The 24,409-nt window shown below is 67.7% G+C and carries 20 protein-coding genes; 18 read left to right on the top strand and 2 right to left on the bottom strand.

What is annotated here, in order from left to right:
- Positions 1-20: 20 nt before the first annotated feature.
- The 11 genes from rhaI (at position 21) to AM586_RS17410 (ending at position 10,572) form a co-directional block, all read left to right on the top strand.
- Entirely contained in the window at positions 21-1,316 is a 1,296-nt protein-coding gene (gene rhaI, locus AM586_RS17365) for an L-rhamnose catabolism isomerase (protein WP_047826964.1), read from the top strand.
- Positions 1,317-1,500: 184 nt separating this feature from the next.
- The gene (locus AM586_RS17370) at positions 1,501-2,595 is read left to right on the top strand and encodes an LLM class flavin-dependent oxidoreductase (RefSeq protein ID WP_047826963.1); all 1,095 of its coding nucleotides are present in this window, start codon (positions 1,501-1,503) and stop codon (positions 2,593-2,595) included.
- Positions 2,596-2,623: 28 nt separating this feature from the next.
- Positions 2,624-5,029, top strand: coding sequence for a glycoside hydrolase family 3 C-terminal domain-containing protein (locus AM586_RS17375; RefSeq protein WP_229411298.1), 2,406 nt, complete (start codon positions 2,624-2,626; stop codon positions 5,027-5,029).
- A 25-nt stretch (positions 5,030-5,054) separates the two neighbouring features.
- A complete protein-coding gene (locus tag AM586_RS17380; RefSeq protein WP_047826962.1) occupies positions 5,055-5,684 on the top strand; it encodes an NADPH-dependent FMN reductase in 630 nt (209 codons plus the stop codon).
- 20 nt (positions 5,685-5,704) lie between these two features.
- Positions 5,705-6,370 (top strand): TetR/AcrR family transcriptional regulator, encoded by a 666-nt coding sequence (locus AM586_RS17385; protein WP_052234500.1) that lies wholly within the window; start codon positions 5,705-5,707, stop codon positions 6,368-6,370.
- Positions 6,371-6,548: 178 nt separating this feature from the next.
- Positions 6,549-7,757: an MFS transporter gene (locus tag AM586_RS17390; protein ID WP_047826961.1), complete on the top strand. Its 1,209-nt coding sequence runs from the start codon at positions 6,549-6,551 to the stop codon at positions 7,755-7,757.
- Between the two features lie 17 nt (positions 7,758-7,774).
- Positions 7,775-7,939 carry a hypothetical protein gene (locus AM586_RS28180; protein WP_156328282.1) on the top strand — a complete coding sequence of 55 codons (165 nt, stop codon included), beginning with the start codon at positions 7,775-7,777 and terminating at the stop codon, positions 7,937-7,939.
- An 18-nt stretch (positions 7,940-7,957) separates the two neighbouring features.
- Positions 7,958-8,437: a nuclear transport factor 2 family protein gene (locus AM586_RS17395; RefSeq protein ID WP_052234499.1), complete on the top strand. Its 480-nt coding sequence runs from the start codon at positions 7,958-7,960 to the stop codon at positions 8,435-8,437.
- Positions 8,438-8,524: 87 nt separating this feature from the next.
- Positions 8,525-9,280, top strand: a complete 756-nt coding sequence (locus AM586_RS17400) for a ThuA domain-containing protein (RefSeq protein WP_229411297.1) — start codon at positions 8,525-8,527, stop codon at positions 9,278-9,280.
- A gap of 81 nt (positions 9,281-9,361) precedes the next feature.
- Complete coding sequence (locus AM586_RS17405) at positions 9,362-9,553, top strand: hypothetical protein (RefSeq protein ID WP_047826959.1); 192 nt, start codon at positions 9,362-9,364, stop codon at positions 9,551-9,553.
- A gap of 11 nt (positions 9,554-9,564) precedes the next feature.
- Complete coding sequence (locus tag AM586_RS17410) at positions 9,565-10,572, top strand: LysR family transcriptional regulator (RefSeq protein WP_197416521.1); 1,008 nt, start codon at positions 9,565-9,567, stop codon at positions 10,570-10,572.
- Here the strand turns inward: AM586_RS17410 and AM586_RS17415 are convergent.
- Complete coding sequence (locus tag AM586_RS17415) at positions 10,473-13,817, bottom strand: glycosyl hydrolase (RefSeq protein ID WP_047826957.1); 3,345 nt, start codon at positions 13,815-13,817, stop codon at positions 10,473-10,475. The genes AM586_RS17410 and AM586_RS17415 overlap by 100 nt on opposite strands.
- 403 nt (positions 13,818-14,220) lie before the next feature.
- On the opposite strand from AM586_RS17415, the gene AM586_RS17420 reads away from it, so the two are divergent.
- From AM586_RS17420 to AM586_RS17430, 3 genes are read left to right on the top strand one after another with little or no spacing between them, the layout of a single operon-like run.
- Complete coding sequence (locus tag AM586_RS17420) at positions 14,221-16,443, top strand: TonB-dependent receptor (protein WP_047826956.1); 2,223 nt, start codon at positions 14,221-14,223, stop codon at positions 16,441-16,443.
- Positions 16,443-17,771: a glycoside hydrolase family 1 protein gene (locus AM586_RS17425; RefSeq protein WP_047826955.1), complete on the top strand. Its 1,329-nt coding sequence runs from the start codon at positions 16,443-16,445 to the stop codon at positions 17,769-17,771. The genes AM586_RS17420 and AM586_RS17425 overlap by 1 nt, the downstream gene beginning before the upstream one ends.
- Before the next feature lie 20 nt (positions 17,772-17,791).
- A complete protein-coding gene (locus AM586_RS17430) occupies positions 17,792-19,390 on the top strand; it encodes a glycoside hydrolase family 43 protein (RefSeq protein ID WP_082439815.1) in 1,599 nt (532 codons plus the stop codon).
- Here the strand turns inward: AM586_RS17430 and AM586_RS17435 are convergent.
- Positions 19,380-20,426, bottom strand: a complete 1,047-nt coding sequence (locus tag AM586_RS17435) for an aromatic ring-hydroxylating dioxygenase subunit alpha (protein WP_047826954.1) — start codon at positions 20,424-20,426, stop codon at positions 19,380-19,382. The two genes, AM586_RS17430 and AM586_RS17435, sit on opposite strands and share 11 nt — an antisense overlap.
- Before the next feature lie 285 nt (positions 20,427-20,711).
- On the opposite strand from AM586_RS17435, the gene AM586_RS17440 reads away from it, so the two are divergent.
- From AM586_RS17440 to AM586_RS17455, 4 genes are read left to right on the top strand one after another with little or no spacing between them, the layout of a single operon-like run.
- A complete protein-coding gene (locus tag AM586_RS17440) occupies positions 20,712-21,116 on the top strand; it encodes a DUF6379 domain-containing protein (RefSeq protein WP_047826953.1) in 405 nt (134 codons plus the stop codon).
- Positions 21,113-22,006 carry a sugar phosphate isomerase/epimerase gene (locus AM586_RS17445; RefSeq protein WP_047826952.1) on the top strand — a complete coding sequence of 298 codons (894 nt, stop codon included), beginning with the start codon at positions 21,113-21,115 and terminating at the stop codon, positions 22,004-22,006. The genes AM586_RS17440 and AM586_RS17445 overlap by 4 nt, the downstream gene beginning before the upstream one ends.
- A gap of 14 nt (positions 22,007-22,020) precedes the next feature.
- Positions 22,021-23,220 (top strand): NAD(P)/FAD-dependent oxidoreductase, encoded by a 1,200-nt coding sequence (locus AM586_RS17450; RefSeq protein ID WP_047826951.1) that lies wholly within the window; start codon positions 22,021-22,023, stop codon positions 23,218-23,220.
- The gene (locus tag AM586_RS17455) at positions 23,217-24,395 is read left to right on the top strand and encodes an MFS transporter (RefSeq protein WP_047826950.1); all 1,179 of its coding nucleotides are present in this window, start codon (positions 23,217-23,219) and stop codon (positions 24,393-24,395) included. The genes AM586_RS17450 and AM586_RS17455 overlap by 4 nt, the downstream gene beginning before the upstream one ends.
- The last annotated feature ends 14 nt before the right edge of the window (positions 24,396-24,409 follow it).

Genomic DNA, 24,409 nt, shown 5'->3' on the forward strand with positions numbered 1-24,409 from the left:
ACAAGAACAAGGAGACATGAATGACGACCCTCATCGACACCGGCCTGGTGGCCGACCACAACGCCAGGCTGCAATCGCAACTGCAAGCCGACTACGATGCCCTGGGCGGCATGTTGGCGCGCCGCGGCACGGATATCGAGACATTGACGGCGCAGGCGCAGCGCTTCGCCGTGGCCGTGCCCAGCTGGGGCGTGGGCACCGGCGGCACCCGCTTCGCGCGCTTCCCGGGCCGTGGCGAGCCGCGCAACGTGTTCGAGAAGATGGACGACTGCGGCGTGATCCACCAGCTGACCGCCGCCACCCCGGCCGTGTCGCTGCACTTCCCCTGGGACCGGCCGACCGACGCCGCCGAGCTGCGCCAGGCCGCCGGGGCGTTGGGCCTGGGCTTCGACGCCGTCAACTCGAACACCTTCCAGGACCAGCCCGGGCAGGAGCAGAGCTACAAGTTCGGCAGCCTGACCAACGGCAGCGCCGCCGTCCGCGCCCAGGCCGTGGCCCACAACATCGAATGCATCGAACTGGGCAAGGCCCTGGGCTCGACCTCGCTGACGGTCTGGGTCGGCGATGGCGCCAATTTCCCGGGCCAGCACAACCTGCGCGGCGCGCTCGAGCGCTACCTGGACAGCATGCGCCAGATCTACGCCGCGCTGCCGGAAGACTGGACCGTGATGATCGAGCACAAGCTGTTCGAACCGGCCTTCTATGCCACCACCATCGCCGACTGGGGCACCAGCTTCGCCTGCGCCACTGCGCTGGGGCCGAAAGCCAAATGCCTGGTCGACCTCGGCCACCATGCGCCGAACACCAACATCGAGATGATCGTCGCGCGCCTGGCCCAGTTCGGCAAGCTGGGCGGCTTCCACTTCAACGACAGCAAGTACGGCGACGACGACCTCGACTCCGGCTCGATCAACCCCTTCCAGCTGTTCCTGGTCTTTAACGAATTGGCCGATGCGGCCCGCCGCGAGGGCGCCGCCTTCAAGCCGAGCTACATGCTGGACCAGTCGCACAATGTGACGGACCCGATCGAAAGCCTCATGAGCAGCGCGGTCGAAGTGCAGCGCGCCTACGTGCAGGCAGCCCTGGTCGACCGCGTCGCCCTGGCCGGCTTCCAGGAAGCCAATGACGCCTTGCAGGCGGCCCAGACCCTGAAGCAGGCCTTCCGCACCGACGTCGGCCCGATCCTGGCGATGGCGCGCGTGCGCGCCGGCGCCGCGACCGATCCGGTGGCCTGCTACCGCGCGAGCGGCTACCGTGGCCGCGTCGCCGAGGCGCGTCCGGCCAGGGCAGGGGCGAGCAGCAGCGGTATCGTCTGATCCGGCCCTGAAAGAAAACGCGCCCATCGGCCCGCTGTCTCTTTGAGGCAGCGGGTTTTTTGTTGCCGCTAAAAAGAGTTGACCGACCCAAAAAGCAGCACTAATATAATCGTAATTATGATTATGATTTGACCCGCCGGCCTGCATTTACCGGTCTTTCCAGAACTTTCCTGAAGGAACTAGCATGCGCTTCTCCGTATTCCTCAATGCCCGCACCATGACGCCGGACGCCGACCGCCAGCTGATCGTCGACCTCGAGCAGCACGCGCTGCTGGCGGGCAAGCTCGGCTTCGATGCGATCTTCCTGCCGGACCACCATTTCAACGGCTACATGCCGGTCGCCAGCGACAGCTTCATGTTCGCGTCCTATCTGGCGGCCAAGCTGCCGGACATGCACTTCGGCTTTTCCGTCACCACCGTGCCGCTGCACCACCCGATCCGCTTCGTCGAGCGCATCAACATCCTCGACCACCTGACCAAGGGCAAGCTGCTGGTGGGCGTCGGCTCGGGTACGACGCCGGAAGAGATGATCGGCTTCGGCGTCAACTACAAGGATGCGGGCCGCATCGCCGAGGAAAACCTGGCGGCGGCGGAAGCGCTGTGGAACAAGCGCATGGAAGACGATGCGATCGAGCTGGACGGCTTCCACAAGGGCCGCGTGCTGCAGCGCATCGCGCCCAGCCCCTATGGCCAGAAGCATGCACGCCTGATGCCGGTGGCGATGAAGGAGGCGAGCGCCACCCGCGCCGCCGTGAACGGCTGGCCGGCCTTCATTCCGGCCTTCACCCCGCCGCAGATCGGCGGCCTGGAACCGCTCACGCACGTGAAGAAGTATTTCTCGAAGTACCACGAGCAACTGCTGGCCGCCGGCCATTCCGACGAGACCGTGGCCGATGCGCTGTCCTGGACCACCCACAGCTACCAGTGCGTGCACCTGGCCGAAACCGACGAGCAGGCGCGCGCGGAAGTGCTGGAGATCCTCACCTCCTACCAGGAAGCGGTGGACCGCGAAGCCGCCTTCAACGCCAAGGCCGAAGCCGACGAGGCGAACAAGAAGACCGACCGCACCAACAGCGCGCTGACCGAGGAGTGGATGGCCACCTGGTGCCTGTACGGCAGCCCGGACACCGTGATCGACAAGCTGCGCGCCTACCAGCAGCTCGGCATCGGCAACATCCTGTGCGGCACCGTCACCGGACCCTTGACCGAACAGCGCCTGGCCTATGCCAACCAGACCCTGCGACTGCTTGCCGAGCGCGTGATGCCGGCCTTCAAATAAGCATGAAGAGCCACGGAGGAGACGCGCAGTGACGATTGAATTGAACGCGAACGAGATGGCGACGCTGACGGCGGGCGCCTCGATGTGGTCGACGGCGGCGATGCCGGACGCCGGCATTCCCGCGCTGGCGATGGCGGATGGGCCGATGGGCGTGGCCGGACCGCGCATCGACGAGCGCGATATCTCGCTGCTGACGCCGGCCCCCGTTGCGCTGGGCGCGAGCTGGGACAAGGCGCTGCTGCAAAGGGTAGGGCGCCTGGTCGGTGGCGAAGCGATCCGCCGCAAGGTGGACCTGATGCTGGCGCCGAACCTGAACCTCGCGCGCAGCCCGCTGGCCGGACGCGCGTTCGAGTACTTTTCCGAAGATCCGCTGCTGTGCGGCGTCCTCGGCGCAGCCTGGATCCAGGGCTGCCAGTCGGTTGGCACGGGCGCCGTGGCCAAGCACCTGGTCTGCAACGACAGCGAGACGGCGCGCGACCGGATGAATGCGGTGGTGGATGCGCGCACCCTGCGCGAAGTCTACCTGCAGCCCTTCGAGATGGCGGCGCAGGCCGGCTGCGCCGGCATGCTGACCGCCTATAACAAGGTCAATGGGGCGTGGTGCGCCGAAGCCGGCAAGATCATCCAGGACGTCGCCAAGGCCGAGTGGAAGTTCCAGGGCGTGTTCATGAGCGACTGGTTCGGCACCCACTCGACGCTCGGTTCGCTGAATGGCGGCCTGGACCTCGAAATGCCGGGCCCCGCGCGCTACCTGGGCGCGCACAGCGCCGCCGCGGTCGCCGAAGGGCAAGTGGACATCGCGCGCCTGCACGATGCGGCCGGCCGCGTCGCCGCGACCGCGCGCCGCTTCGGCGTGGACAAGGGCGAGCCGCTGCCTGCCGCCGAGGCCAGCGCGCTGCTGGTCGAAGCCGCCGCCGCCGGGTTCACGCTGGTGCGCAACGAAGATGCGCTCCTGCCGCTGGACCCGCTGCGCTTCGGGCGCATCGCCGTCATCGGTCCGAACGCCAGCGCACCCTGTTTCCAGGGCGGGACCTTCGCCAAGATCGCCGTGCGTCCCGACGCCGTCCTGCCGATCGACGCGCTGCGCGAACGCTTCGGCGACACCATCGTCGCCTACGAGCCGGGCGTCGATCCGCAGCCGAAACTGCCGCGCATGGCTGCGCGTCCCGCACGCGCGCTGGACGATGGCTGCACCCGCGGCATGACGCTCGACTATTTCGACAACCCGGCCTGCGCGGGCGCACCGCTGCTGAGCGAAACCCGCGATACGAATTCTCTGACCTGGTTCCACGGCGTGCATCCGGCCGGCGCCCTCCAGAAGGATGCGGCGACGCGCGCCAGCGGCGTCTACACCGCGCAAGCCAGCGGCCCGCATCGCTTCTATGTCGGCGGCACCGGCGCGCTGCGCCTGCTGGTGGGCGGCGCTGAAGTGTTCCGGCGCGACGAGCAGCTCGCGCCCGGCGACGTCATGGGCCGTTTGAAGAGCGGCGACGCCGACAGCGTGCTGGTGGCGCTGCGCGCCGGCCAGGAAGTCGAGGTCGTGGTCGAGCTGCGCTACACGGCCGCGCGCTGCCAGGGCCTGTGGTACGGCGTGCGCGGCCCGGACAGCAATGAAGCGATGCTGGAGCGCGCCGTCGCTGCCGCGCGCGCGGCCGACGCCGTCGTGCTGGTGGTCGGCGAGACCTCGGACGCCAGCGTCGAGAGCAAGGACCGGATCGATACCCGCCTGCCGGAAGAGCAGCTCGCACTGATCGAACAGGTGTGCGCGGCGAATCCGAATACCGTCATCGTGACCAACGTCGGCCATGCCTTCGACACGCGCTGGGACAGCCTGGCCCGGGCCGTCCTGCATTGCTGGTATCCGGGCGAGGAGTTCGGCCCCGCGCTGGCCCAGGTGCTGGCCGGCGACCGCGAGCCGGGCGGACGGATGCCGGTCACGATCGCGCGCGAGGATGCCGACTACCCGGCGCTTTCGCTGCAGCCCGACGCCAACGGCGACCTGCGCTATGCCGAGGGCACCCGGGTCGGCTACCGCGGCCTGGCGGTGAACGGTGTCGCCCCGCGCCAGGCTTTCGGCAGCGGCTTCGGCTACACCGGCTTCGCGCTGGAAGCTGCGACGGTCGAACCGGATGGCGCGGACGGCTGGACCGTCACGGTCCTGGTCCGCAATACCGGCCGCAGGCCCGGCGCCGAGGTCGTGCAGGTCTATCGCGCCGAACCCGAGCTGACGCTGGTCGGCTTCGACAAGGCCTGGCTGGCGCCCGGCGAGCAGCGCGCGCTCCGCATTCCCGTCGCGCGCCGGCGCCTGCAGGTGTGGGACGGCGGCTGGACCGATCCGGCAGGCAGCGTCAGCCTGCTGATCGGCCGCGCCAGCGACGACCTGCCGCTCGCCGTACACCTGATTCCCGGCGGCCCCGCAGCCGCTTCCAACTGATACGAGCTTTCGAATGGAGAACCTCATGAACGCCATGGACACCAACTTCGCCGCCGACCGTGCGCGCCCCTTCATCGTCGGCATCGGCGGGACCACCCGCCCCGGATCGAGCACCGAAAGCGCGCTGCGCACGGCGCTGCGCTTCGCCGAGGAGATGGGCGCCCGCACCCAGCTGTTCGGCGGCGAAGCCCTCAGCACCCTCGACGTGTATTCGCCCGAGCAGCGCGAGCGCAGCCCGGCCCAGCAGGCCATCGTCGAGGCCGTGCGCCAGGCCGATGCCGTGATCTTCGCGTCGCCCGGCTACCACGGCGGCGTGTCGGGTCTCGTGAAAAACGCGATCGACCTGCTGGAAGACACCCGCGGCGACGAGCGCGTCTACCTGGACGGCATGCCGGTCGGCTGCATCGTGACGGCGGCCGGCTGGCAGGGCTGCAATACGACGCTGGGCGCGCTGCGCTCGATCGTGCACGCGCTGCGCGGCTGGCCGACGCCACTGGGCGTGACCCTAAACACGGCCGGCGTGAAGCTGTTCGATGCGCAGGGCGCCTGCCTGGATGCCCAGGTCGAGGCCAGCCTCAGGCTGCTGGCCGAGCAGGTGGTGAAGCCGGCGGCGGCCTTCGCGCGCAGCCATAAGCAATCGGAAGTTTCCGTATAATCGGCGCTTTCGATCACTTCATGTCCCTGACGACCTTCATGCAGAGCGCTACTGCCCATGTCCGGGCGCCCAAACAGGGACGCAGCCGGCAATCGTTCGAACGCATCATCGAGGCGACCATCGAGTTGTGCCGCGAACGTCCTTATGACCAGATCACGCTGGCGGAAATCTGCAACCGCGCCGGCGTCTCCACGGGCGCGCTGTACGGCCGCGTGACCGGCAAGGACGAGTTGCTGCGCGCCGTGCAGGTACAGTTCCTGGAACGCCTGGGCGAGCAGTTCGCCGACGAGGCGCAGCGCATCGCCGAACGGGCGCATGGACTGGCCGAGGTCGTTCCCGCCGTGGTGGCAGGGCTCGGCCGGCTGCTCATGGAAAACGCCAGCGTGCTGCGTTCCTTCATGCTGCGCAGTTCGGCCGACGAGGCGATCGCCGCCGCCGGACGCAAGTCGGCGCAGGAGAACCATGCCAAGTTCAGCCGCCTGGTCGAGGCCTGCCGCAGCGAGATCCTGCATCCGAACCCGGAGCGGGCGATCTCGGCGAGCATGCAGCTCATCTATGCTTCCCAGGCCCGCTTCCTTGGCCTGGACAGTGTCGGCGGCATGGGCGAAGCCAGCAGCTGGACCGACCTGCTGGAAGACCTGGGCGACATGATGCTGGCCTATCTCCGCTTCGTACCCGCGCGCTGAGCCCGGAACGCCACGACCGCCTATTCATCCGGTGGATGGCAGCTATCCACCGAATCAGCCACAAGGCATGATTTTTCGCTTTGGAAAACCGCAAGACGACATTATCATAATTCTGGTTCTAGTTCCTGCGTAAGACAGGATGCGGCGCCACGCCGCGGCCACGACAAGGAGACATGCAATGCGCAGCACCCCCGAACAACGCAAGGCGGACTGGCGCCAGGGCTGGATCCTGGTGATTTCCGGCTTCCTGCCGGTGATGGCGATCATTGCCCTCGCGCCGACCCTGCCGACCCTGCTGGGCCACTTCCGCGACGTACCGAATCCGGCCTTGATGGTGCCGCTCCTGATCACCGCCCCCAGCGCCTGCATCGCCTTGCTGGCGCCGAGCGCCGGAGCGATCGCGGACCGTTTCGGGCGCCGTCCCTTGCTGTTGTGGGCCATGGCCTTCTACGGCGCCGGTGGCCTGGTCCCCTTTGCCATCGATAACTTCTGGGCGGTGGTGGCGGGACGCGTCGTGATCGGCATCGGCGAGGCCGGCGTGCTGACCGTGGTGAACACGCTGCTGGCCGACTACTTCGAAGAAAAGGAACGCCACCGCTGGCTGATGCTGCAGGGCGTGGTCGGCTCGGTGCTGGGCACCCTGACCATGGCCAGTTCCGGCTTCCTGGCCGCGCAGGGCTGGCAGTGGCCCTTCCTCGTGTACGCCGTCGCGATCCCGATCCTGCTGGCCAGCCTGGCCTTCCTGTTCGAGCCGGCGCCGCGCCAGAAGGGCAGCCTCGCGAGCCAGGCGGCCGCGGCGACGCCGTTTCCCTATACGATCGCCTTCATGGTGGCCGGCGTGACCGTGCTGCTGTCGACGATCTACTATGTCCAGGTCATCAATTTCTCGGTGCTGCTGAAGGAACTCGGGGTGAGCGATCCGGAAAAGATCGGCCTGTCGATGGCCCTGCCGAGCATCGGCGTGCCGCTGGGCGCGATCCTGTTCAAGCTGACCACGCGCTTCGGCGCCGGCGCCCAGATCTTCCTGGTCTTCCTCGGCTACGCGATCGGCCTGTCCGGCATCGGCCTGGCGCCCGACTACAAGGTGGCGCTCGGCTTCGCCTTCGTCCAGCAGCTGGCCAACGGGATCATCGTGCCGGCCCTGATCGCCTGGGCCCAGAGCAAATTCTCGTTCGAGCACCGCGGCCGCGGCATGGGCTGGTGGGCGAGCTCCTTCTTCGTGGCCCAGTTCCTGTCGCCGGCGGTGGTCAACCTGATGCGCAGCTCGGTCGGCAACCTGCAGGGCGCCTTCCTGGCCTTCGGCCTGATCTCGGCCGCCTGCGCGGTCGGGGCCTGCCTGCTGCACGTCCGCGCCGGGCGCATGGCGCGTCCGCAACCGGGGGTATGACAGCCATGCCGGCGCTCATGACCATCGTTGGCTCGACCACGGCGCTTCAAATCACTGTCTTGCTCGGCGGCGTCGCCACCTTCTGCGGCGTCGTGCTGTCCCGCGCCAATCCGCTGTGCACCTGGCTCGAGTGGGCCGGCGTCTGTTGCGACGACGGCGAGGACACGCAGCGCCATTCCTGAACACGAAGGGGAACAAGCATGCCATACCAAAACAAGCTCGCGGGCCTGCTGCCCGGCGCCGCACTGCTGGCTGCACTGCTGGCCGCACCGACGGCTGCCGGCGCCGCCCATGCCGCCGATCCGGACGACACCAACCGCGCCGCCATGCGCGCCTTCGTCGATACGGCCTACGGACAGAAACAGGTGCGCAAGGCCTACGAGGCCTACGCTGCTGCGGACCTGGTCCAGCACAATCCGAACATCGCCGACGGCAGGGAGGCGGCGATCGCCGAAATCGAAGGCCTGCTGAAGAACCCCGCGGCGCACTTCGAGGTCAAGCACATCCTCGTCGACGGCGACATGGCGGCGGTCCATTTCCGCGGCAGCCTGGGCCCGGGCATGGGCGCCGCCGTGGTCGAAGTGTTCCGCCTGAAGGATGGCAAGATCGTCGAGCACTGGGATGCCTTCCAGGTGATGGATCCGAAGGTGAACGCGCGCAATCCGCATCCGTATTTCTGAGGCCGGCCGGGACCGGCGCCGGGCGAATCGATCGAGCACTATTTCGCACACCTGAAGACCGGCCCGCGCTCTCCATCGAAGAAGCAGGTGCTGGTGCTCGGCGGCGCCAGGAAGTTCCAGCACGATTCGATTTCGACGGCCATGGCCAGCGTCTTCGCCTGGGGTGAAGGCACCGGCCTGTGGGATGCCGAACTGCGCACCGACTTCGCGCTGGTGCGCGACCGCGGCGGCGAGCCGATGAATGCAGGTTTCCAGCCGAAAGGATTGCGCGACTTCGACGCCATCGTGATCGCCAGCGCGGATGGGGAATGGGAACTGGCGCCCGACCAGAAGCGCGCCTTGCTCGACTTCGTCCGTTCGGGCAAAGGGCTGGTCGTCATGCATGCGGGGATCGATGCGAATCACGGCTGGCGCGACTATATCGACATGATCGGCGCGGAACAGGTCGGGCATCCGTACAACACGGTGGAGCAGCCGATTCACCCCTTCACTCTGCTGAACGAACAGCGCGGGTTTCCGGCAACGGCCTTCCTGCCGGGCCGTTTCGTCAAGCAGGACGAACTGTACACGCTGCGTAACTGGTCGCGGTCGGATATCGATGTCCTGCTGCGCATCGACGAAACGACGGTGCAGGATGTCGGCGACGAAGCGCCGCCGGACCGCGATCTCCCGGTCGCATGGATCAAATCCTATGGAAAGGGGCGGGTATTCGCCTCGACCCTGGGCCACACCCGCGAAGCGTTCAGGGATCCGGATATCGCGCGCATGTACACGCAGGCCATCGAATGGTCGCTCGGTCTGGTCGATGGTCCGCCGCCGCGGCCGCATTCGAACGGTGAATAGCAGGTATCGATAAAATCATGAGCCGGCGGGCGCGGTCGGCGGCTATGCTTGTCCATACAAAACCGACAAAGCGGAGACAACATGAAATCCCGACTGGCCCCAGCGAGCCTGGCGCACCACTTTCATCGTCCTTTCAGCCTTGGCAGCGCCTTTCGCGGCTATGAACCGCTCCTGCGCATTGGCCAGTTGATCCTGCTGTTCTGGCTTGCGATGGCCGGCGCGAAGGTGCTGGCCCAGGCCCTGGTGCATGGCGCCGGGATGCTGTTGTCCTGAGCGTCGACGGCATGAACGTCCAAAGCATGCGGTTCAACCGCCTCGACCTGAATCTGCTGATCGGCTTGGACGTGCTGCTGGCCGAATGCAGCATCACCCGCGCGGCGCGGCGCCTGTGCCTGAGCCAGTCGGCCGCGAGCGGGATCCTGGCGCGGCTGCGCGAGTATTTCGGCGACGAGCTGCTGGTGCAGTCCGGCCGCCAGATGGTGCCGACGCCGCTGGCGCTGTCGCTGATGGAGCCGGTGCGCGACATTCTCCTGCGGATCAAGCAGACCGTGGAAACGGCGGTGGAATTCCAGCCCGAGGCAAGCGGCCGGCATTTCCGCATCGTCGCCTCGGACTTCGTCAGCTCGGTGGTGTTGACCCAGCTGGCGGCGCAGGTGAGCCAGGCGGCGCCCTTCGTGACGCTGGAATTCCTGCAGCCGAACGAGCGCTCCCTGGCCCAGATGGAGCGTGGCGAGATCGACATCCTGCTGATGCCGGAGCGTTACCTGTCGCGCAGCTACCCGTCCGAAGTGCTGTTCTCGGACGACTTCAGCTGCATCGTCTGGGACCGCAACACCGAAGTCGGTGCAACGCTGAGCCAGGATGACTACCTGCGTCTCGGCCACGTCGCCACGTCCTTCGGTTCGCACCAGCAGCTCGCCGCCGAAGAAGTGTTCTTCAAGAGCATAGGCCTGAACCGGCGCATCGAAGTCGTGTGCGCCACCTTCAACCTGCTGCCCCAGTTCGTGATCGGCACCCGGCGCGTCGCCACGCTGCAGCACCAGCTGGCGCTGCAGCTGGCGCGCTACTATCCGGTGCGCCTGCTCGATGCGCCGGTGGCCATCCCGAGGATCGTCGAGTGCATGCAGTGGCACCCGTCCAACCAGCACGATCCGGCCCATGTCTGGTTGCGCTCGATGCTGCGCCACGCCGTCTACCGCGCGATACCCTCCACGCAGCCCGACGCCGGCGCGGACAGCAGCTGGACCGGGCCCAGCATCCCTGAATCGCGCAAGGGCGCATTCGCGGCGTAGATCCCGCCGGCCCCGCTCACCTTCACGGCGCCCGGCTGGGCGTCGCCGACCAGGCGGTTGACCCACAGGTTGGTGACCTCGACCTCGAGCCGGTTTTCGCCTGGCCGCAGCAGGCCGGGCAGGGCGCCCAGGTCGAACCGGTAGGGTGGCTTCCAGGCGATGCCGAGTTCCCGGCCATTCAACCGGACCCGGGCCAGGTCACGCACCTCGCCCAGGTCGAGGATCGCCCGCGCCGGCAAGGCGCCGTCCACGCTGAAGGTCTTGCGGTAGGTCGCCGTGCCCGAAAAATAGCGCACGCCCGGGATCTCGCTCTGGTTCCAAGGGGTGAGCCGTTCCATGGCCAGCGCCTGTTCCGGCGCGCCGCGGCCCGCTTCGAAGGCCAGCTGCCAGGCGCCGTCCAGCGGCTTCCAGGGCTGCGCTGGCGCGGTGCCGCTTTGCAGGCCCGGCGTGGCGCCGCCGCGCGGGAAGACCACGAACAGCGATTCGTCGGGCGCCAGGCGCAAGGGCACGCGAACGCCGTCGCGCCCGCGCGTGTGGACGGCGCTGGCGGCGCAGGCGCTGTCCGGATGCCAGATCTCGGGCGCGCCGCGCGCGTCGCGGAACAGCGCGGCGAGCTCGCGCGTTTCCTTGCCGGTGTTGGCGACGAAGTACAGCTCGTGGGTCGGCGTGTGGCGCTGGATCGCCATCACCCCGTCGGCAGGGCCGTCCAGGCGCAGCGCCGGCCGTACCTGCATGCGCGCCAGCGCGGCGGCGAGATCGCCCATGCCGTCCACGCTGCCGAGACCGACGCGGCGCAGGCCCGGCGTACCGCCTGCCGGGCCCCACAACTGGTCGGCAAGGCGCGTGAATTCGGCGGGCGCATCGGCCAGGCTGGGCGAGCCGGCCGGCCGCCGGCCGACCACGGCCGCGCCGGCCCGCGCCAGCTCGGCGATGCGGCGCAGGCTCGCCAGCGTCATGCGGCTGCTCGACCCGCCCAGGTAGAGCACGCGGTAGCGCGCGCCGCTGCGGCTGGCGAGCTGGCCGCCGGCCACCGAGAACTGGCGCAGCAGCGCCTCGGGGTTGACGTAGTCGAAGCCGTAGCCGGCCGGGACGTCGCCGTTCGGCCTGGTGCCGAACAGGCCGGTGATCGGAGCGTCCTCGCCGTAGAAGTAGGCGACGTCGGCCACGCCGCGGCCCTGCTGCAGCATGAAGGAGGTGCGCGCCAGGTAGTCGATCCAGGGCCTGGCCTGGCCGGCCCAGGTCTCGTGGCGCGAGAAATACTGGCCGAGGAAGGGGGCCAGCGACATGCCCGGCGTGATGCCGTCGAGCGGCTGGTGCGCCGAGGTGTGGATGACGATCCGGTTGACGCCCAGGGCGAATTCGATGTCGGCCGTCTTCTTCAGGTCGCGCGGAGCGTAGGCCCAGGGCTGGCCGAAGGCCGTCATCGATTCCGCCGCCACCAGGTTCTGTCCCCAGACGTGGGCCACCGAGGCGGCGCCCTGGAGGTCGGCGACGAAAGTCGGACGCGGCTGCCCGGACGGCGGCACGGTCCACATCGCGCCCATCGGGATGTCGGCGTGGCGCCGCATGTCCATGTCGTCGCCCAGCTGCGGGCGATTGTCCTCGAGCGCTTCGCCGTAGACCGTGAGCCCGGCCGCGTGGCTGCGCCGCGCCACGGTCGCATAATGGCCGTCCGCATACAGCTCGGCGATCGTGCGGCGCAGGTCCCACAGGAAGCGGTCGCTGGCCGCGGCGTCGTCGACGATCCGGCCGGTCACCGCCGGCAGCCAGCGCAGCGGCGAGTAGCCGCGCCGCTCGGCGAAGGCCGCCTGCATGCCGTCGGTCCAGTTCTGGAAGCCGGACTCGATGCTGTCGTTCAGCAGCGCGCGCACGCCATGCCGTCCCAGCAGCCCGGGGCCGACCGCCTCGCGCAGCTTGCCCAGATAGGTGTCCATGTAACGCGCCACGTGGCCGGCGTTCAGCTTGTCCACTTCGAGACCGGTGCCCTCGACGGGCGCAGGGCCGTTTTCCTTGCCGGTCAGGCTGTAGCCGAAGCGCAGCACGGTCCAGCGCCCGGGCGGTGCGATCCAGTCCAGGCTGCCGTCGGGACGCAGGCGCGCGCTCAGGTCGACGATGTCGCGAACGGGCACGCCGGGCGCGCCCGGCGCCGTGTCGAGCGCGTAGTAATCGCCGCTTGCCGCGAAGCCGGCCTTTTCCTCGACCCGGTGCACGCGCGCCTGCGTGTGCAGCGCGACTTCCGACAGCGGAAAGGCGCGCGCCGGCTGGCCGAAGGGCGGCAGCAGCACGCCCGGCGCCGCCGGCGGCGCGCCGCCTTCCGGGCCGGTCTTGAGCAGCACGCGCCACCAGCGTGCCGTGTGCGGCGCGAAGCCGACCGTCTGTTGCGGGGCAGTGGACAGCGGGATGGGGGCGACATCGGTGTAGTGCTCGCCGTCCGCGCTGGCCTGCAGCATCACCTCGGGCAAGGGCGGGGCGCCGAAGCCGTGCGGCGCCGGCAGCGCCAGGGTGAGGGCGCGGAAGCTTTCGGCCTGCCCGACATCGAGGTCGATCCAGGTCGCGCCGTCGGCGCCGAGGGCCAGCTGCACCGGGTCGGCGAGCCGGCCGTCGGAGAGGGATTGAGTGACATCCTCGCCCCCGCGCGTGCGGATGCTGCGCGCGCGCGGCGCCGGCGCCTCGGCCGGCAGGGCCAGCACGGCGATGTCGCGGTACCAGCCCGGCGCCGGATGCGGACCGGCCGCGGGCGCGGCGGCCAGGTCCTGGAACGGGCCGGCCACCGCGGGCGGCGCCGGCAGCCTGGGCGTCGCGCCGCCTTCGACCGTGGTCTCGCTCCAGACGAGCTTTTTCATCGCCTGTTCCGGCCGCACCCAGGGGCCGCCGGTCAGGCTCCAGCCGGGCGAACTGGCGATGGCGAATTCCAGTCCCAGGCGCTCGGCCTCGCTTGCGGCCAGGCGCAGGTCGGCCTGCCAGGCCGGGCTGCCGTACACCACGCGTTCCGGAACGATCCGCGGCGTCTGCAGGCTGGCGTCGATCTGCTGCACGCCACCCAGCCCGATGCGCTTCATCCATGCGAGGTCGCTGCGGATGCCGGTTGCGCTCACGTTCCCGTCCATCCAGTGCCACCAGGTGCGAGGGCGGGCGCTGTCCGGCGGATTGGCGAAACCGGCATACAGGGGCGTGGCATGGGCGGGGAGGGCGGATAGCGGCGCGAACAGGGAAGCGAGCAACAGGCCAATGGCGTTCAGGCGCATGTGAGGAGAGGCGAGTGTTGTAGGAATTCCATTATAGGCAGGCGGCCAGGCCATTACTCAACGCGTATTCCCGATACCTACCCATTCGCCCAACCGATAGCTCGCTCCATCCGGCAAACGAATAGGTATGCATCGAAAACGGTCGCTTACTGACCGTGCGGTACTGGCGTAGTCGCTGGCGTGCGCCAGCTTCGCTGCGAACGGGGGGCTTCGATGCGTGTCGATCCATTCACAGCATGGATAGCAACTATCGATAAAATCACGAGCCAAGGGACTTGCCCACGGATATGCTTATCCATACAAATTTTTCGCCGCCGGATTCCAATCAGCCCGGGCGCAAGGCTGACGAACCGGTGACAAACAACGAGAGACACCGTCCCGCTGGGACGACATTGGAGATGACATGCAATACAAACGAATCCTGGAGTGCCTGCTGACCAGCGGCGCCTTGCTGCTGTCCGCCCAAACCGCCTTCGCCCAGCTGGCGCCGCAGCCGGCCGATGGCGCTGCCGCCGATGGCCAGAAAGCCGCCGCCAAGCAGGATCCCAACGTGGTGGTGGTGACGGCTAACCGTGTGCGTTCCAACGCCCAGACCACGGCCGTGGCGCTGAACGTCTATAACGGCGCAGCGCTGGCCGATGCCGGCGTCAGCAACGTACAGGCGCTGCAGGCCATCGACCCCAGTGTCAACGTCACCAGCTCGAACGGTGCGGCCTACGTCGCCGTGCGCGGCATTGCCTCGACCGATACCACCGAAACCGGCGATCCGGCGGTGCCGATCGCGCGTGACGGCTTCTTCACCAACCGCTCGTTCGGCATCGCCTCGTCGATGTACGACATCGAGCGCGTCGAAGTGCTGAAAGGCCCGCAGGGCACGCTGTTCGGACGAAACTCGACCGGTGGCCTGATCAACGTCATCACCGCCAAGCCGCGCGACGAATTCGGCGGCTACCTGAGCGCCGACTTCGGCAACTACAGCACCGTCAACCTGGAAGGCGCGGTCAACGTGCCGATCAACGACAAGGTGCAGATGCGCTTCTCGGCCGTGGAGCGCCATCACACCGGCTATCGCGAGCTCACCGGCATCAACATGCGCGGCGACGACGAGGGCAGCAAATCGGGCCGCCTGCAGGTGGCCTTCCAGCCGATTCCCGGCTTCCAGGGCCTGCTGTCCTACCAGAAGGACAAGATCGACGACATCGGCGACGTCGCTTTCATCGGCAAGCTGGGCGTCGTGAACGACATCGGCGACGGCAAGTCCTTCCCCGGCTACGCCCCGACCATGACGAAGCTCGATGGCCACCGTACGCGCTGGGAGTTCAGCTACGACCGCCTGCCCTGGGGCCTGACCCTGACCTATGCCGGCGGCATCGATTCGCAGGAATACCACCACAAGACCGACGCCACGGGCCCGGCCTACCCGGCCACGCGCCAGTTCATCCAGAGCGAGCAGCCCGACACGCGCAACCACGAGGTCCGCATCTCCACGCCGCTGAAGGCCGCCGTGACCGCGCAGGCCGGCTACTTCTACTACACCGAACGTAACGTCGTCGACAGCGGCGTGTACAACCTGGCGATGAATGCCGGTATCCCGATCGACTTCTCGAACACCTACGGCATCAAGTTCGACTACGTCCTCCGGACCAAGACCCAGGGCCTGTTCTCGCAGGTCGGCTGGAGCCTGACCGATGCCCTGAAGCTGACCGTCGGCGCGCGCTATTCGCGCGACGAAAAAGAGCGCGAGGGACAGGCGCGCCTGCTGCTGGGGGCCCTGGTCAGCCCGTTCATCCCGGTGCCGGCTTTCACCACGCCGGGCGACGGTCACGTGAAGGAATCGAAGCCGACCTGGCAGGTGGGCCTGGACTACACGCTCACGCCGCAGAACTTCCTGTACACGAAGTACGCCACCGGCTACAAGTCGGGCGGTTTCAACTCGAACGGCAGCGCGGCCTCGGTGCCGTATGCAGCGGAGACGGTGAAGTCGTTTGAACTCGGCAGCAAGAACATGCTCTGGAACCGCCAGCTCAAGCTGAACGCGTCCCTGTTCTACATGGACTACCAGAACTACCAGGCCTCGCAATCCTCCGATTCGCTGAGCAGCGGCACCGGTGTGTTCAACGTCGGCAAGGCGACCATCAAGGGCCTCGAAACGGAACTGATCGCGACCGTGCCGGACGTCGCGCGCTTCGACCTCAACGCCACCCTGCTGAATACCCGCTTCGGCGACGGCATCGTCGTCAACGACGGCGCCAGCCCGTCGGTTGCGCACGACATTGGCGGCCACCAGCTCCCGAACGCGCCGAAATTCGTGATGACGGCCGGCGTGCAACGCGCCTTCGGTGTCGCCGGCGGCGAGCTGACGGCGCGCCTGTCGGCCAAGTATTCGGCCGAATATTACTACTCGGTGTTCAATAACGTGGATGAGCGCTCGCCGTCGTACACCACCCTGAACGCGCTGCTGAAATACCGTCGCGAAGGCGGCAACTGGGAATTCCAGGCCTACGCCAACAACCTGACCGACAGGGTCGTGCTGGCGAACGCCCAGCACAATTACACGGGCCAGATCAACACGATCCAGTTCCAGCCGCCGCGTACCTTCGGCGTGCGTGCGCGCTACGACTTCTGATGACGACGCGCCGTACTTTCCTGGGGGCGGCCGTGGCCGCCGCCGGCGCAGCCGCGCTGCCCGGCGCGGCGCGCGCCGCCAGCGTCTTCAACCCCGCCTTCCCGAAAGGCTTCCTGTGGGGCGCCGCGACCGCCGCCTACCAGGTCGAGGGCAACAACGTCAACAGCGACGTCTGGGCGATGGAGCATGCGCACCCGACGGTCTACATGGAGCCCTCGGGGGACGCGGCCAACAGCTTCGCGCTGTGGCCCACGGACCTCGACCTGGTGAAAAGCCTGGGCCTGAACAGCTACCGCTTCAGCCTGGAATGGGGGCGCATCGAACCGGCCAAGGGCCAGTTCTCGATCGCGATGCTGGATCACTACAAGGCGATGATCGAAGGCTGCCGTGCGCGCGGCCTGGCGCCGGTGGTGACCTTCAACCACTTCACTACGCCGGTCTGGTTCGCCGCGCAGGGCGGCTGGTCGAACCCGGAAGCGCCGGCGCTGTTCGCGCGCTACTGCGAGCGCGCCGCGCGCCACCTGGCCGCCGGGATCGCCTACGCGACCACGCTCAACGAGCCGAACCTGAGCGGCGTGCTCGACCTCGTACTGCCCGGCGACATCGGCAAGCGCCTTCTTGGCGATGACAGGGCGATGCAGGAGGCGGCCGCGCGCGAGCACGGCGTCGCGCGTTTCCTGCCGGGCAATCCGCTGTATGTCGCCGATCCGCAGGCGGTGCAGGCACACCTGCTCGCCGGCCACAAGGCGGGGCGCGATGCGATCAAGTCGGTGCGGCCAAGCTTGCCGGTCGGCGTCAGCCTCGCCATCATCGACGACCAGGCCGCGGGCCAGCACAGCCTGCGCGACGCGATGCGCGACAAGCTGTATCGTCCATGGCTGGAAGCGGCGCGCGGCGACGACTTCGTCGGCGTGCAGAACTACGAGCGCACGGTCTGGGACGACAAGGGACGCCTGCCGCCACCGAAGGGCGCCGAGACCAACGACGCCGGCGCCGAGGTGTATCCGGCCTCGCTGGCCGGCGCGGTCCGCTATGCGCATGCCGTCAGCGGCGTGCCGGTCATGGTCACCGAACACGGCATCAACGCGGCCGACGACGCCAAGCGTGCGCGCCTGATCCCGGCGGCCCTGAAGGAACTCAAGCGCGCCATCGACGACGGCGTGCCGGTGCTGGGCTATATGCACTGGTCGCTGATCGACAACTACGAGTGGGTGTTCGGTTACGGTCCGCAGTTCGGCCTGTGCACGCTCGACCGCCAGACCTTCAAGCGCACGCCCAAACCGAGCGCCGCCCTGCTGGGATCGATTGCGAGCAAGAATACGCTGTGAGCTATAAAGGCCATTTGACCGTGAAATCCTTCGTTGCATATTTCGCCGCCTTCGCTTCCCTGTGTGCGGCCAGCGCGGCCGGCGCACAGGTGAGCTACCAGAACCCCGTGCTGCCCGGTTTCTATTCCGACCCCAGCGTCTGCCGGGTCGGCAGCGACTACTACATGGTGCACAGCAGCTTCGGCTACTTCCCCGGCGTGCCTATCTTCCATAGCAAGAACCTGGTGAACTGGGAACAGATCGGCCATGTGCTGACCCGCCCCAGCCAGGTGCCGCTGCAGAAGGCCGGCGTCACGCTCGGCATCTTCGCGCCGACGCTGCGTTGCCACGCCGGCGTGTACTACATGATCACGACCAACATCACGGACAAGGGCACGTTCTACGTGACCGCGACCGATCCGCGCGGACCCTGGTCCGATCCGGTATGGGTCGACATGCCCGGCATCGACCCGAGCCTGTTTTTCGATGACGATGGCAAGGTGTGGGTGACCTCGACCGTGAACTGGGGCCCGAACATCCACGAGGGCATCCACCTGGCGCAGATCGATATCCGCACCGGCAAGCTGCTCGGCGCACCGAAGAACGTCTGGGCCGGTACCGGTGGCCGCTATCCCGAGGGGCCGCACCTGTACAAGAAGGACGGCTGGTACTACCTGATGATCGCGGAGGGCGGCACCCAGTTCGGCCACAAGGAAACCATCGCCAGGAGCCGCCGCATCGACGGCCCGTATACCGGCGACCCGGCCAATCCGATCATGACGCATGCCGACATGAATGCCGAAACCAGCGAGATCCAGGGGCTGGGGCACGGCGACCTGGTGCAGACCCAGGATGGCGCCTGGTTCATGGTGGCGCACGCTTTCCGCCAGCACCACGACCACCAGATCCTCGGCCGCGAAACCTTCCTGGCACCGGTGCAATGGGACAGGAACGCCTGGCCGGTGGTGAACGGCGACGGCACGGTGAGCGAAAGGATGCAGGCGGCTTCGCTGCCGGGGCCCGTGGCGAAGCAGGACCTGGGGCAAAAAGCCGACTTCGGCGCGGCGCCGCTTGGCCTCGAATGGAACTACCTGCACAACCCGCGCACCGACCGCTATACGCTGGCCGAGCGGCCCGGCTACCTGCGCCTGCATGGCACGGCCGCCACGCTGGGGGATGTCGACGGCGTGACGTTCGTCGGGCGGCGCCAGCAGCACTTCGGCTTCGAGGCCGGCACGGCGCTCGACTATACCCCCAAGGCCGAAGGCGAAGAAGCCGGCCTGACCCTGTTCAAGGACGACCAGCACCACTATGTGCTGGCCGTGATGCGCCGGGGGCAGGAACGGGTCGCGGTCCTGCGCATCCGCCTCGGGCTGATCGCGTCCGACCTGCGCAGCGTCGCGCTGGCGCCGGGACCGGTCACCCTGCGCGCCAGCGGCACCGCTGACCGCTACGCCTTCTCGATCCGCCAGGGCGAGGGCGCATGGACCAGCATGGGCGAACTGGACACCCGTTACCTCAGTTCCGTCACCGCCGGCGGATTCACCGGCGTCTACATCGGCCTGTACGCCAGCGGCAACGGCAAGCCTGCCACCGCGCCGGCCGACTTCGACTGGTTCTCCTACCAGCCTAATCCCTGAGACAGGCCTGCTCCTCGGCGATCAATTTGTCGAGTACCCGGCGGGCCTTGATCGCACCGGCGTCGGTTGCGAGCAGGACCGGATGCATCGCCCAGAAATCGCGCGCGCCGATCGCCGCTTGCTGGGCCTCGAGCATCGGCAGGTCTTCCTGCTCGAAAGGCTGTCTGCCGCCGGCGACGATGCTTTCGACGATCGCCTCGGCCTGCGGACCGGCCGAGCGGGCCATCGTGGTCGCATACCAGTAATGCGTCGAACTGTCGGTTTCGGGGCTGAACAGGTGAGGGAACATCGGTGCTTCAGGATTGTGTTCGCGCGGCTTGCCGCTTGGGGTGGCGCCGGCGTCGAGCAGCATGCATGCCGGTGGATTCCAGCGGACGTCGAACCAGCGGTCGACCGCGATACCTTGCGGTAGTCCCATGGCGTCGTAGAGGAAGGGCGACATCCGGTCATTGCGCGTGCTGCGGTAGATCGTGACCTGCTTGCCCTGCTGCTCGACCCTGGTGAGGGCCTGCTTGACGCCGGGGCTCCCCAGCGTGCCCGGATGCAGGAACTCGATGTGGGACAGGTCGAGGATATTGTCCGTTTCCAGGACATAGTTGGCACGCGCATGCAGGTAGCGCTTGCCGACATAATTCGTCGCCGGATCCATGCAGGAAAAGTCGGGGATCAGCGCCGGGTCGGCCTTGTTCCTGTCACCCATCCATACCCAGATCACGCTGTAGCGTTCGACCACCGGATAGGCCCGGACCACGGCTGCCTTGGGAATGACGCCATTGCCGTGCGGGTTGTGGACGCAGGCGCCGCTGGCATCGAACTCGAGCCCGTGATACGGACAGCGGACACAGTCGCCCTTGTGGGTACCTTTCGACAGCGGCGCGAAGCGGTGCGGGCAGCGGTCGAGCAGGGCGTGGGGAACGCCTGCGCTGTCGCGGAAGAACATGAGCGCTTCGTTCAACAGGGTGCGGCGGAACAGATCACCCTTGCCAAGCTCGTGATCCCACGCCGCCACATACCAGCAGTTCCTCAAAAATGCCATGCCTCGTCTCCATGCTTCAAATAAGTTCGAGAGCAAGTGTATTGGCCGCCTTGTTCGTGTGCCAATCGCGATTCTCGATACAACAAAATCGATATTCCGCGTTGGCGGAATCCTTGTTCTTGTGACTTAATTAGCGTCGGGGTCATCCTCCGCGCCCCGCTTGCCGCAGCGTCCCCTCCGAAAAAAAACCGTTGCCGAACGCCCGGAGCATGGCATAATCAAAAACACGAATACGAATTCGCATTCGCATTCGCTTTAAAAATTCACCAGGAGGAGACCACAGACATGCTCGAACGCACCCTTGTACAAAGTACCGGGTTCCGCAATACAGGCGAGGAGGGGGCCCGCAGCGGCTTCGAATTCCGCCTGCGCCTGCCGTCCTATCGCGGGCTGCGCGCCAGCCTGGTCGACGGCGTCGACGTCGTGGTCGACGGCGAGGAATTCGGCCACCAGGCGAATCGCTACCTGATCGGCGGTAGCGAATTCACCCTCGACCAACTACGCGAAGCGGCCGAGGTCCGCTGGCCGATGGATGAAGCGGGGGTCATCCGTGTCGCCAGGCCCGGCGGACTCGCCGCGGGCGTGCATGAGGTGACGGTGCGCGTACGCATCCGCCAGTCGTATATCCCGATCGAATTCCAGCCCTCGGTGTTCGTCGAATCGCGTCACGCGACCGTGGTGCAGCCATGAACGGCGCCTTCAAATACGGCGTCTCGCTGTACAGCTTCACGGACGACTTCGGCACCGTGATGAGCCTGGAAGACGCCTTCGATGCGATTGCCGACCTCGGTGCGACCGGCATCGAGATCCTCGGCGAAGGCCATGTCGCCGGCTATCCGGAGCCGGCGGTTGCCTGGATCGACAAATGGTTTGCGCTGCTCGACGAATACAAGCTCGAGCCGACCAACTACGGATGCTGGATCGACACCCGCCTGCACCACTCGCGTAAGATGACGGTGCAGCAGGGCGCCGCCAGCCTGGCCCGCGACCTGCGGCTGGCGGCGCGCCTGGGCTTTCGCTACGTGCGCCCGAAGATCGGCGTCGTGTCCTTCGACCTGGTGCCGGATCCGATCTGGGAGGAGACCGTCGAACGCTGCCTCGAGCTCGCGCACGAACTCGACATCGTCATCTGCCCGGAGATCCATGCGCCCACGCCGATCAGGCATCCGGTCGTCGAGGCCTACATCGAATTCATCGAGCGCACGAAAACGAAGAACTTCGGCCTGCTGATCGACACCGGCATCTTCCAGGACCGGCCGCTGCCCTACTTTCCGGGCGAGACGCCGGAGATGCGCCGCGACTTCCTGAACGGGATCAAGGTGCCGCCCGCGGACTTCCTCGCGATCGCACAGTACGTGGTGTTCATCCAGGCGAAGTTCCACGCGATCGACGAGACCCTCGCCGACGCCAACATTCCATGGGAAGCGATCGTCCCCATGCTCAAGAAGGCCGGATACAGCGGCTACCTGTCGTCCGAATACGAGGGCGAGCGCTCGCCCTGGCGCGCGCTCGAGCAGGTGCGGCGCCAGCATGCGCTGATCCGCGGGCTCGAACGCGCCCACGACGCCAATCACGAATAAGGAGGAGACGGGACATGGCAAGCAAAGGCAGGATCGCCATCGTCGGGGCAGGGCCCGGCGGCATGGCGGCGGCGCTGGCCGCGCACAAGAAGGGCTTCGAGGTCCAGTTGTTCGAACGCTATCCGGAAGTCAAACCGGCAGGGAATATCCTGAACCTGTGGCCGCCGCCACAGCAGATCCTCAAGCTGATCGGCGTCGACACCGACAAGCTCGGGGCGCCGTGCTCGATCCGCTTCGAGCGCCACGACGGCCGCAAGCGCGCCGACGTGGTGCTGCCCGACGAGGTGGTGCGCGAATACGGCGGCGGCTTCATCGGCCTGATCCGCTGGGGACTGTACAAGCGCATGCTGGCGGCGATGCCGGCCGGGATGCTCCAGCTGGACCACGATTGCCAGGCGATCGAAGACCGCGGGCGCGACGTGCGGCTGCAGTTCAGGAACGGACGCGAGTACGTCGCCGACGTCGTCATCGGCGCCGATGGCCTGCATTCCTTCGTGCGCCGGCACCTGTGGGGCGAGGAGCCGATCCGCCACCAGCGCCTGCACCTGGTCGGCGGCTACCTGCTGTGGGATGGCGAGGCGCCGCTTGAGGGCGTGATCGCGCACGATCGCACCACCCAGTGCAGCTACACCCCGATCCGCCACGACGACAAGGTCGGCTACGAATGGTGGGTGCTGGAAGCCTGCGATCCGGACGCGCCGCCGCCGCCGGACCTGCTGGCCTGGGCGGCCGAGCGCGCCCGCCGTTTTTCGCCCATGGTGCGCGACCTGATCGCGCGTACGCCGCCCGAGCATGTGCAGCGCTGGCCGATTCGCGACCGGGTGCCGCGCGGCCAGTGGTCGAAGGGGCGGATCACGCTGGTCGGCGACGCCGCCCACCCGACCTCGCCCTACGCGGCGTATGGCGCCGGCATGTCGATCGAGGATGGCTATTTCCTCGCCAACGAGCTGGCGGCAAGCGACCTGGCCGATACGGCCGCGATGCGCCGCGCGCTGCAGGCCTACGAGGAGCGGCGCAAGCCGCACACGGCGCGCGTCGTGCAGGAAGCCTACATGACGGGCAAGGCCTTCCACCACATGCCTGCGCTGTTGCGGCCGTTGCGCGACCTGGTGTACGACCACACGCCCCTGCTGCAGAAGGTGGTCGGCAACGAGACGCCGCGGCACATCTGCGCACAGCTGGACGAGATCAAAGCCACGCTGGAGCAGCCATGAACCGCGTGCCCGGTGTGTCGCAAGGCCTGGCGCTGATCTGCGCCGCCGGCCTGCCGACGATGGCCATCGTGTCGCTGGTTCCCAACCTGCCGCAGCTGTTCGCCCATTTCGGCGCGGTGCCGCATGCGCAGTGGCTGGTGCCGATGATCCTGACCCTGCCGTCGCTGTGCCTGGCCCTGTTTTCGCCTTTCATCGGCACCCTGATCGACAGGGTCGGACGGCGGCCGGTCCTGCTGGCATCGCTGGCGCTGTTCACGGCCGTCGGCGTGCTGCCGTATGCGATGGACGACCTTGTCCTGGTGCTCGCGACGCGCTTTTTCGTCGGGATCGCCGAGGCGGGCATCCTGGCGGCGCAGAACGCACTGATGGGCGATTACTTCGCGGGAGAGCGGCGCCAGCGCTGGCTGGGGCTGCTGAGCGTCATCAGCCCGCTGCTGGCGGCCGGCTTCGTGCTTGCCGGCGGCGGGCTCGGCGCCATCGACTGGCATGCGCCATTCCTGCTGTACCTCGTCGGCGCGCCGATGCTGGCCTGGTGCTTCTTCAGCATCCACGAACCGGCGCGGACGCGCAGCGCCGCCAGCGGGCATGGGGCCGTGGCAGAGCCCTTCCCCTGGGCTGCCGCGCGCGGCGTGGCCCTGGTGACGGTGGGCGTCTCGATCCTGTACTTCGTCCAGGCCGTGCAACTGGGACGGGTATTCCATGAGCACGGCGTCGGCTCGCCGGCGGCGATCGGCCTGCATGTCACGCTCGCCAGCGCGGGCGTGGTCGTGGGCGGCATCGTCTTCGCGCGCCTGGCCGGCGTATCGATGCAGACGCGCTTCGCACTGATGTTTGCCTGCCTCGGGATCGGCTATGCGGGACTGGGACTGGCGCAGGGCGCGGCGATGGTGCTCGCATCCGCCCTGGTCGCGCAGTTCGGCAACGGGCTCGCCATCCCGATGCTGATCGGCTGGGCGCTGGAAAAGTTCGGCGCGGCGCACCGCGGGCGCGGCATGGGCATCTGGGGTTCCTGCTTCTTCGCCGGCACCTTCCTCAGCCCGCCGCTCCTGACGGCGGTGACCGGCATCGCAGGCTCCTTCCTCGGCGCGGTGGCCGGCATCGGGGTGTTCTGCCTGTTCCTGGCCGGTGTCCTGATGCTGCTGCGCGGGCGTCGCATTCCGGCGCCGATCCGGTAAACTGCCGGGACCAG

The organism is Massilia sp. WG5 (assembly GCF_001412595.2).
Lineage (GTDB): Bacteria > Pseudomonadota > Gammaproteobacteria > Burkholderiales > Burkholderiaceae_D > Telluria.

What these genes read in the sequence shown, in the direction of transcription:
- rhaI (WP_047826964.1), top strand. Translation starts at nt 21, where the DNA reads ATGACGACCCTCATCGACACCGGCCTGGTGGCCGACCACAACGCCAGG.
- AM586_RS17370 (WP_047826963.1), top strand. Translation starts at nt 1,501, where the DNA reads ATGCGCTTCTCCGTATTCCTCAATGCCCGCACCATGACGCCGGACGCC.
- AM586_RS17380 (WP_047826962.1), top strand. Translation starts at nt 5,055, where the DNA reads ATGAACGCCATGGACACCAACTTCGCCGCCGACCGTGCGCGCCCCTTC.
- AM586_RS17385 (WP_052234500.1), top strand. Translation starts at nt 5,705, where the DNA reads ATGTCCCTGACGACCTTCATGCAGAGCGCTACTGCCCATGTCCGGGCG.
- AM586_RS17390 (WP_047826961.1), top strand. Translation starts at nt 6,549, where the DNA reads ATGCGCAGCACCCCCGAACAACGCAAGGCGGACTGGCGCCAGGGCTGG.
- AM586_RS28180 (WP_156328282.1), top strand. Translation starts at nt 7,775, where the DNA reads ATGACCATCGTTGGCTCGACCACGGCGCTTCAAATCACTGTCTTGCTC.
- AM586_RS17395 (WP_052234499.1), top strand. Translation starts at nt 7,958, where the DNA reads ATGCCATACCAAAACAAGCTCGCGGGCCTGCTGCCCGGCGCCGCACTG.
- AM586_RS17405 (WP_047826959.1), top strand. Translation starts at nt 9,362, where the DNA reads ATGAAATCCCGACTGGCCCCAGCGAGCCTGGCGCACCACTTTCATCGT.
- AM586_RS17410 (WP_197416521.1), top strand. Translation starts at nt 9,565, where the DNA reads ATGAACGTCCAAAGCATGCGGTTCAACCGCCTCGACCTGAATCTGCTG.
- AM586_RS17415 (WP_047826957.1), bottom strand. Translation starts at nt 13,817, where the DNA reads ATGCGCCTGAACGCCATTGGCCTGTTGCTCGCTTCCCTGTTCGCGCCG.
- AM586_RS17420 (WP_047826956.1), top strand. Translation starts at nt 14,221, where the DNA reads ATGCAATACAAACGAATCCTGGAGTGCCTGCTGACCAGCGGCGCCTTG.
- AM586_RS17425 (WP_047826955.1), top strand. Translation starts at nt 16,443, where the DNA reads ATGACGACGCGCCGTACTTTCCTGGGGGCGGCCGTGGCCGCCGCCGGC.
- AM586_RS17435 (WP_047826954.1), bottom strand. Translation starts at nt 20,426, where the DNA reads ATGGCATTTTTGAGGAACTGCTGGTATGTGGCGGCGTGGGATCACGAG.
- AM586_RS17440 (WP_047826953.1), top strand. Translation starts at nt 20,712, where the DNA reads ATGCTCGAACGCACCCTTGTACAAAGTACCGGGTTCCGCAATACAGGC.
- AM586_RS17445 (WP_047826952.1), top strand. Translation starts at nt 21,113, where the DNA reads ATGAACGGCGCCTTCAAATACGGCGTCTCGCTGTACAGCTTCACGGAC.
- AM586_RS17450 (WP_047826951.1), top strand. Translation starts at nt 22,021, where the DNA reads ATGGCAAGCAAAGGCAGGATCGCCATCGTCGGGGCAGGGCCCGGCGGC.
- AM586_RS17455 (WP_047826950.1), top strand. Translation starts at nt 23,217, where the DNA reads ATGAACCGCGTGCCCGGTGTGTCGCAAGGCCTGGCGCTGATCTGCGCC.